The sequence below is a fragment of the Pseudomonas sp. Irchel 3E19 genome (genome assembly GCF_900187585.1).
GTDB classification, from domain to species: domain Bacteria; phylum Pseudomonadota; class Gammaproteobacteria; order Pseudomonadales; family Pseudomonadaceae; genus Aquipseudomonas; species Aquipseudomonas baetica.
Map to the genome: position 1 here is coordinate 218788 of NZ_FYDT01000003.1, position 6911 is coordinate 225698.

The 6911-nt window shown below is 60.7% G+C and carries 7 protein-coding genes and 1 pseudogene; 4 read left to right on the forward strand and 4 right to left on the reverse strand.

Annotated elements, in window-relative coordinates; genetic code table 11:
• Nucleotides 1-254 precede the first annotated feature (254 nt).
• From tatC to CKW18_RS31400, 4 genes and pseudogenes are all read left to right on the forward strand, one after another.
• The gene (tatC, locus tag CKW18_RS03470) at nucleotides 255-1052 is read left to right on the forward strand and encodes a twin-arginine translocase subunit TatC (RefSeq protein WP_095187472.1); all 798 of its coding nucleotides are present in this window, start codon (nucleotides 255-257) and stop codon (nucleotides 1050-1052) included.
• Nucleotides 1049-1756, forward strand: coding sequence for a 16S rRNA (uracil(1498)-N(3))-methyltransferase (locus CKW18_RS03475; protein WP_095187473.1), 708 nt, complete (start codon nucleotides 1049-1051; stop codon nucleotides 1754-1756). The genes tatC and CKW18_RS03475 overlap by 4 nt, the downstream gene beginning before the upstream one ends.
• A gap of 199 nt (nucleotides 1757-1955) precedes the next feature.
• A pseudogene (locus CKW18_RS31395) lies at nucleotides 1956-2900 on the forward strand (methyl-accepting chemotaxis protein); the annotation flags it as partial.
• A 141-nt stretch (nucleotides 2901-3041) separates the two neighbouring features.
• Nucleotides 3042-3755 carry a methyl-accepting chemotaxis protein gene (locus CKW18_RS31400; protein ID WP_371857607.1) on the forward strand — a complete coding sequence of 238 codons (714 nt, stop codon included), beginning with the start codon at nucleotides 3042-3044 and terminating at the stop codon, nucleotides 3753-3755.
• A 147-nt stretch (nucleotides 3756-3902) separates the two neighbouring features.
• Here the strand turns inward: CKW18_RS31400 and CKW18_RS03485 are convergent, their stop codons facing one another.
• From CKW18_RS03485 to CKW18_RS30505, 4 genes are all read right to left on the reverse strand, one after another.
• Entirely contained in the window at nucleotides 3903-4637 is a 735-nt protein-coding gene (locus CKW18_RS03485) for an amino acid ABC transporter ATP-binding protein (protein WP_095187475.1), read from the reverse strand.
• Nucleotides 4630-5589: an amino acid ABC transporter permease gene (locus CKW18_RS03490; RefSeq protein ID WP_095187476.1), complete on the reverse strand. Its 960-nt coding sequence runs from the start codon at nucleotides 5587-5589 to the stop codon at nucleotides 4630-4632. Before CKW18_RS03490 ends, CKW18_RS03485 begins: the two co-directional genes overlap by 8 nt.
• A 130-nt stretch (nucleotides 5590-5719) precedes the next feature.
• A complete protein-coding gene (locus tag CKW18_RS03495; protein WP_095187484.1) occupies nucleotides 5720-6517 on the reverse strand; it encodes a transporter substrate-binding domain-containing protein in 798 nt (265 codons plus the stop codon).
• A 172-nt stretch (nucleotides 6518-6689) separates the two neighbouring features.
• Nucleotides 6690-6911 (reverse strand): hypothetical protein (locus tag CKW18_RS30505; RefSeq protein WP_218274340.1); only part of this gene is annotated, 222 nt, incomplete at its 5' end.

The window sequence follows — 6911 nt, forward strand, 5'->3', positions numbered from 1 at the left end:
AGGGCCTGTCATCGGTCATTTCCTGCGTCGCGTTGTCGCCTGAAAGCGGGCCAGGCAAGGCGTAGTCCGCAGGGAATGTGCTTTACCTTCCCAAGGACTACAACGCAGCCTGGCCCGCTTTCAGGCACAACCCGAAGGGCCGGCCCGTATTTGCGCAGGGCTGCGTTACTCGTTGCTTATTTGAAACGCCAAACTACGCGCCTCGCGCCTTGCCCTGCGCAAATACGGGCTCGGCGCGACACAGGAAATGACCGATGACAGGCCCTAGCCTTCCCGAAAACGACCAGCACATGCCGCTGGTTTCGCACCTCACCGAGTTGCGCACCCGTCTGCTGCGTTGTGTGGCGGCGATCTTCATCATCTTCGCCGGGCTGTTCGCGTTCACCCAGCAGATCTACACCTTCGTCTCGACGCCGCTGCGCCAGTACCTGCCGGTGGGCGCGACGATGATCGCCACCGACGTGTCGTCGCCGTTCCTGACGCCGCTGAAGCTGACGATGATGGTTTCGCTGTTCCTCGCGATCCCGGTGATCCTGCATCAGATCTGGGGCTTCATCGCGCCGGGCCTGTACAAGCATGAGAAGCGCATTGCCGTGCCGCTGCTGGTCTCCAGCATCCTGCTGTTCTATACCGGCATGGCCTTCGCCTATTACTTCGTATTCCCGCTGATCTTCAAGTTCTTCGCTGCCGCCACCCCGGCCGGCGTGGAAATGATGACCGACATCGCCAGCTACCTCGATTTCGTCATGACGCTGTTCTTCGCCTTCGGCGTGGCGTTTGAAATCCCGGTGGCCGTGGTGCTGCTGGTGTGGATCGGCGTGGTCGACGTCAAATACCTGAAAAAGATCCGTCCGTACGTGATCATCGGCTGCTTCGTGGTCGGCATGATCCTCACGCCGCCGGACATCTTCTCGCAGACCCTGTTGGCCGTGCCGATGTGGATGCTGTTTGAAATCGGCATCATCTTCGGTGGCTTGATCAGCAAACGCGAACGCCCGGAAGAAGAACCGGCTGACGACCATAACGACCAGCCGCCAGCGACCCAGCCATGAACCTGCTGCTGCTCGAAGAAGCCGATTTCATTGCGGCCGACCGCGTCGTGCTGCGTGATCGCCGTTTGACGCACATGCAGGAAGTGCATCGCTCGGAAGTCGGCGACAGCCTGCGCGTAGGGCGCATCGATGGGCTGATGGGCTCGGCCGAGCTTTTGCGGCTGGAGGCCGGTGAAGCGGAACTGCGTGTCACCCTCGATCAGCCGCCACCGGCCAAGCTGCCGCTGACATTGGTGCTGGCCCTGCCGCGGCCGAAGATGCTGCGTCGGGTGTTCCAGACCGTAGCGACTATGGGCGTGTCAAAGGTGATTCTGGTCAACAGCTACCGTGTCGAGAAGAGTTTCTGGCAGACGCCGTTTCTGGAGCCGGAAGCGATTCGCGAGAATCTGGTCCTTGGCCTCGAACAGGCGCGGGATACGGTGCTGCCGGAAATCGTCATCGAGAAACGCTTCAAGCCGTTTGTCGAAGATCGGCTGCCAGCGATTACCGAAGGCACCCTCGGTCTGGTTGGCCATCCCGGCAACTACCCGCCCTGCCCGCGCGCATTGAGCGAACCGGTGACCCTGGCCATCGGCCCCGAAGGTGGCTGGATTCCCTACGAGATTGATCTGCTGGCCAAATCCGGCCTGCAACCGGTGCAACTCGGCGAGCGCATCCTGCGTGTCGAAACCGCCGTCACTGCCCTGCTCGCGCGCCTGTTCTAGCCCGGACAAATGGCGTTACAGATTGCCATCACTGAGCCGATACAGTCCCCATAAGTCCAATTAGTGGTCGGGGAGTCGTCGCATGTACCGTTGGTTAGCCGAGAGTCTTGGAAACGTCAGCGTCAAACGCAAGCTGGGAATCGGTTTCGGCCTGGTGCTGTTGCTGACGCTGTTGATCACCTTCACCGGTTGGACCGGCATGAGTGGCATCATCAGCCAGGGCGATAAGCTGGGGTTCATCTCCAGCCTCAACGAGCTGACCAAAGACCTGCGCCTGGCGCGTCTGGACTATGAAGCACGCCGTGGCGAGCAAGGTCCGGGCGCGGTCAATGAGCTGCTGAGCAAGCTCGACAGCGGTCTGCAAACCGCCCGCAGCCTGATCGAGCAGCCGTCCGACGCGGCCATGGTCGATCAGCAACTGGCCGCCGTCGCCGAATACAAACGCGCCTTCGCCGACATGACTCAGGCCACCGTGCAGCGTGAAGATGCCCGCAGCAAACTCGGCGCCAACGCCGACAACGCCGTGGCTAAAGTTTCCGAAGTCGAGAAATCCATGCTGCAGGGCGACAGCGTCGCGCAATTCAACAGCGTGATCGAGCTGAGCAAACTGCTGCAACAGGCGCGCTATCAGGTGCGCGGCTACACCTACAGCGGCAAGGCCGGGGCTGAGCAGCCAGCGCTGGACGCCATCGACAATGCCCTGAAAAACCTCGAAAGCCTGCCAGCGAAATTGCCGGAACAGCACATCGCCAACCTGCAACAGGCCACCGATTCGATCAAAGCCTACCGCGCAGCGGTTGCGCAGTTCCGCGACTCGCAGGTCAACAATGCCAAGGCCGCCGCGCGCATGTCGACTCAGGGCGACATCTTGCTCGACGTCAGCAAGAAACTCACCGAGTCCCAGACCATCGTCCGCGACACCGATGCCACGCATGCCAAGAACATGCTGATCATCGCGACCCTTCTGGCCGTGGCCTTCGGCCTGCTGGCCGCCTGGGCGATCACCCGGCAGATCATCATTCCGCTGAACCAGACCCTGAAAGTCGCCGAGCGCGTCGCTGCCGGCGACCTGACCCAAAACCTGGTCTCGTTGCGCCGCGACGAACTCGGTCAGTTGCAACGTTCGATGCAGAGCATGACCCAAGGCCTGCGCGAGTTGATCGGCGGGATCAGCGACGGCGTCACGCAGATCGCCAGCGCCGCCGAAGAACTGTCGGCCGTCACCGAGCAAACCAGCGCCGGGGTCAACAATCAGAAGATCGAGACCGATCAGGTCGCCACCGCCATGAACGAAATGGCCGCCACCGTGCAGGAAGTTGCGCGCAACGCCGAAGAGGCTTCCGAAGCCGCCGTCGCTGCCGACCAACAGGCCCGTGAAGGCGACAAGGTGGTGGGCGAAGCGATCGCACAGATCGAGCGTCTGGCGGTTGAAGTCGGCCACTCCACCGAAGCCATGGGCGAGCTCAAGCGCGAAAGCGACAAGATCGGCAGCGTCCTCGACGTGATCAAATCCGTGGCCCAGCAAACCAACCTGCTGGCGCTCAACGCGGCCATCGAAGCGGCGCGTGCCGGTGAAGCCGGGCGTGGTTTCGCCGTGGTCGCCGACGAAGTACGCAGCCTCGCCCAGCGCACGCAGAAGTCCACCGAAGAGATCGAAGAGCTGATCGTCGGCCTGCAAAACGGCACCCAGCAAGTGGCGACGATCATGGACAACAGCCGCACCCTGACCGACAGCAGTGTGGAGCTGACCCGTCGCGCCGGTGGCTCGCTGGAAAGCATCACCCGCACTGTGTCGGCGATTCAGGCGATGAACCAGCAGATTGCTGCGGCGGCTGAACAGCAGAGTGCGGTGGCCGAAGAGATCAACCGTAGCGTGCTGAATGTGCGCGATGTGTCGGATCAGACATCGGCGGCGAGTGAAGAGACGGCGGCGTCCAGCGTTGAGCTGGCGCGGCTGGGGACGCATCTGCAGACGCTGGTGGGGCGATTCAAGGTTTGAGGTGACTGATGTGCCTCGGTTCGCTGTGGACCGAGGTGATGCATCTCGCGAGCAAGCCCGCTCCCACAGTTGACCGAGTTGTCCAAGCGGACGCGGTCTAATGTGGGAGCGGGCTTGCTCGCGAAAGCGGTAGGTCAGACGCTGAAATTACAAGACCTGACGCAGAAAGGCCTGAGCACGCGGATCCTTCGGCGCATCGAAGAACTCCGCCGGCGCCGCATCTTCCAGCAATTTGCCGTGATCGAAGAACAGCACCCGGTCCGCCACTTCCCGGGCAAAACCCATTTCGTGGGTAACGCAGACCATGGTCATGCCTTCCACGGCCAGGTTCTTCATCACCTCCAGCACTTCGCCGACCATTTCCGGGTCAAGGGCCGAAGTCGGCTCATCGAACAACATCACCTTCGGTTCCATCGCCAGCGCCCGGGCAATCGCTACGCGCTGCTGCTGACCGCCGGAGAGGCGTGACGGAAACTCGTTGGCCTTCTGCGCGATACCAACCTTTTTCAGCAACTCCATCGCCTTGGCTTCGCGCTCTTTCTTGCCGCGCTTGCGCACGACTTTCTGCGCCAGACAGAGGTTTTCCAGCACGGTCATGTGCGGGAACAGGTTGAAATGCTGGAACACCATGCCGACTTCGCGGCGGTAGGCGTTGACGTCGGTTTTCGGGTCGGCCAGTTGCAGGCCATCAATGCTCACCGAGCCCGAATCGAATTCTTCCAGGCCATTGAGGCAGCGCAGGAAGGTCGACTTGCCGGAACCGGAAGGACCGATCACCACCAGCACTTCGCCCTTGGCCACCGTGGTGCTGACGTTATCCACCGCGCGCACTACCTGGCCACGGGTGTCGAAGACTTTTACCAGATCGCGGACTTCAATCACTTTGCGCGAGCCTCCGCTCAAGCCGGCTGGCGATTTTCGACAGCGGCAGGTTGATCAACAGGTACAGGCCGGCAACGCAGAACAGAATCTCGAATGGCGAAAACGAGGTGGTGATGACTTCACGGCCGCTTTTGAGCAGTTCGGTGATGGCGATCACCGACACCAGCGAGGTGTCCTTGACCAGACTGATGAACTGCCCGGCCAGCGGCGGCAACACGCGCTTGAACGCTTGCGGCAGCACCACGTGACGCATCGACTGGCCGGCGCTCAGACCGAGCGAGCGCGCGGCTTCGTTCTGCCCACGGGCAATCGACTGCACGCCGGAACGGATGATCTCGGCCACATAGGCGCCGGTGAACAGCGACAGCGCGGCGATCCCGGCGAACTCCCGGGACAGGTTCATCACCGTGCCGATGAAGAAGTAGAAAATGAAGATCTGTACCAACAGCGGCGTGCCGCGCACCAGTTCGACGTAGATGCTCGACAGGTCGCGCAGGGTCGGGTTACTCGACAAGCGGCACAGCCCGGTGACCAGACCGATCAGCAAACCGAGAACGCCGGAGACCACCGACAGCCAAAGCGTCGTCCACAGCCCCCACAACAGCGGCCCTGCCGCCCAATGCCGAGTGACGCCCACGACATCGCCTTCGGCCACATCGTCGCCCTGAGCGAATTGCAGGCTGTTCTCGTCGACGGTCAGGTGCTGCTCGTCACCGGCATCATTGCGCAGAGTGACTTGCGCGCTGCTGCCCTTGCGCACCAGTTCGGTCACGGTGGAGATGTCGGTGGCGCGCTGGGTTTCTTCGGCCTGATAGGCGAAGTACTGCGGCACGCGGTTCCAGCGCCATTCGTAGGACATCAGCGACGTGGCGTAATACAACGCGCCGGCCAGGCCGATCAGCACCAGCACGGTCAGAACGTGCCAGGGCCATTGGGCTTTTTTATGTTTCATTGCAGGTTCCGGATTTTGTATTGCTTACAAGGCCCTCTTCGCGAGCAGGCTCGCTCCCACATTGGAATGCATTTCAAATGTGGGAGCGAGCCTGCTCGCGAAAGGGGCGACGCGGTCTGGCAGACCGGCGTTATTCCATGTCCTTGAGCCACTCGGTGCTCTTGAACCACTTGTCATGGATGCGATCGTAGGTGCCGTCTTCGTGGATCTGGTGCAGGAAGTTGTTGATGAAGTTGAGACTGTCGTAATCACCCTTCTTCAGGCCGAAGGCCAGCGGCTCGTAGGTGAACGGCTTGTCGAGGAACACCAGTTTGCCAGCGCCGACCTTGGTCACCGCTACAACGTTGTACGGGGCGTCGTAGATGAACGCGTCAGCCTTGCCGTTGACCACGTCGAGCACGGCTTCCTGCTCGTTGTCGTAGCCGTGGTACTTGGCTTTGGAGATCAGCTTCTTGGCGACCATTTCACCGGTGGTGCCGAGCTTGGAGGTGATGCGGTAGTCGGCGGTGTTCAGGTCTTTATACGACTTGACGGTGCCTTCCAGCTCCTTGCGGATCAGCAAGGTCTGGCCGACCACAATGAACGGATCGCTGAAGTTCAGGCGCAGGTTGCGCTCTTGAGTCAGGGTCATGCCGCTGCCGATCATGTCGAACTTGTCGGTCATCAGCGCCGGGATGATGCCGTCGTAACCGGTGGAGACCAGCTCCAGCTTGACGCCCATGGCCTTGGACATGGCTTTGAGGATGTCGACTTCGAAACCGATGATCTCGCCACGCTTGTTGGTCATCTCGAACGGCATGTAGGTCGGATCCATGCCGACTTTCAAGGTGCCGCGCTTGACCGCGTCATCGATCGCGCCGGCGTGCGCCGCATTGACTGCAACCAGTGCCGTGACGCCGACCAGCAGCATCGACAGATACTTCTTCATCTTCAAGTCCCCAAAACCATTGCGTTTGCGGCGCGAAAACCAACAGCGACGGGCAAAAATGCCCAGGTGCGCCAATTCGGGGACGGATGCTAACGCACTCGTTCGTTTGCACAAGGTTTTTTGATCGATTGCAGATTAGCGCCCGCTGTCGGCAGGGCAAAAAAAAGGTTCTTCACGGAATCCCGGGAAACACAGAAACAAGAACGCCGATTTGCTTGATGATGTTCGTGCGAGCAAACACATCTAACAAACCGGCGTTCTTATGCGCGATATTAATACTTTCCTTCCTTTTTGGGAGGGCTTTTCTGTCGTCACGATCAAGCCTGATGGTGATGCCCTCCAGATCGATCTGACGCCCCACGCCACCCGATTCCCTTCCTGTGGTGGGTGCCAA

Excerpts from the sequence above, each read along its gene's own strand:
- tatC (WP_095187472.1), top strand. The coding sequence starts at position 255 with ATGACAGGCCCTAGCCTTCCCGAAAACGACCAGCACATGCCGCTGGTT.
- CKW18_RS03475 (WP_095187473.1), top strand. The coding sequence starts at position 1,049 with ATGAACCTGCTGCTGCTCGAAGAAGCCGATTTCATTGCGGCCGACCGC.
- CKW18_RS31400 (WP_371857607.1), top strand. The coding sequence starts at position 3,042 with ATGAACGAAATGGCCGCCACCGTGCAGGAAGTTGCGCGCAACGCCGAA.
- CKW18_RS03490 (WP_095187476.1), bottom strand. The coding sequence starts at position 5,589 with ATGAAACATAAAAAAGCCCAATGGCCCTGGCACGTTCTGACCGTGCTG.
- CKW18_RS03495 (WP_095187484.1), bottom strand. The coding sequence starts at position 6,517 with ATGAAGAAGTATCTGTCGATGCTGCTGGTCGGCGTCACGGCACTGGTT.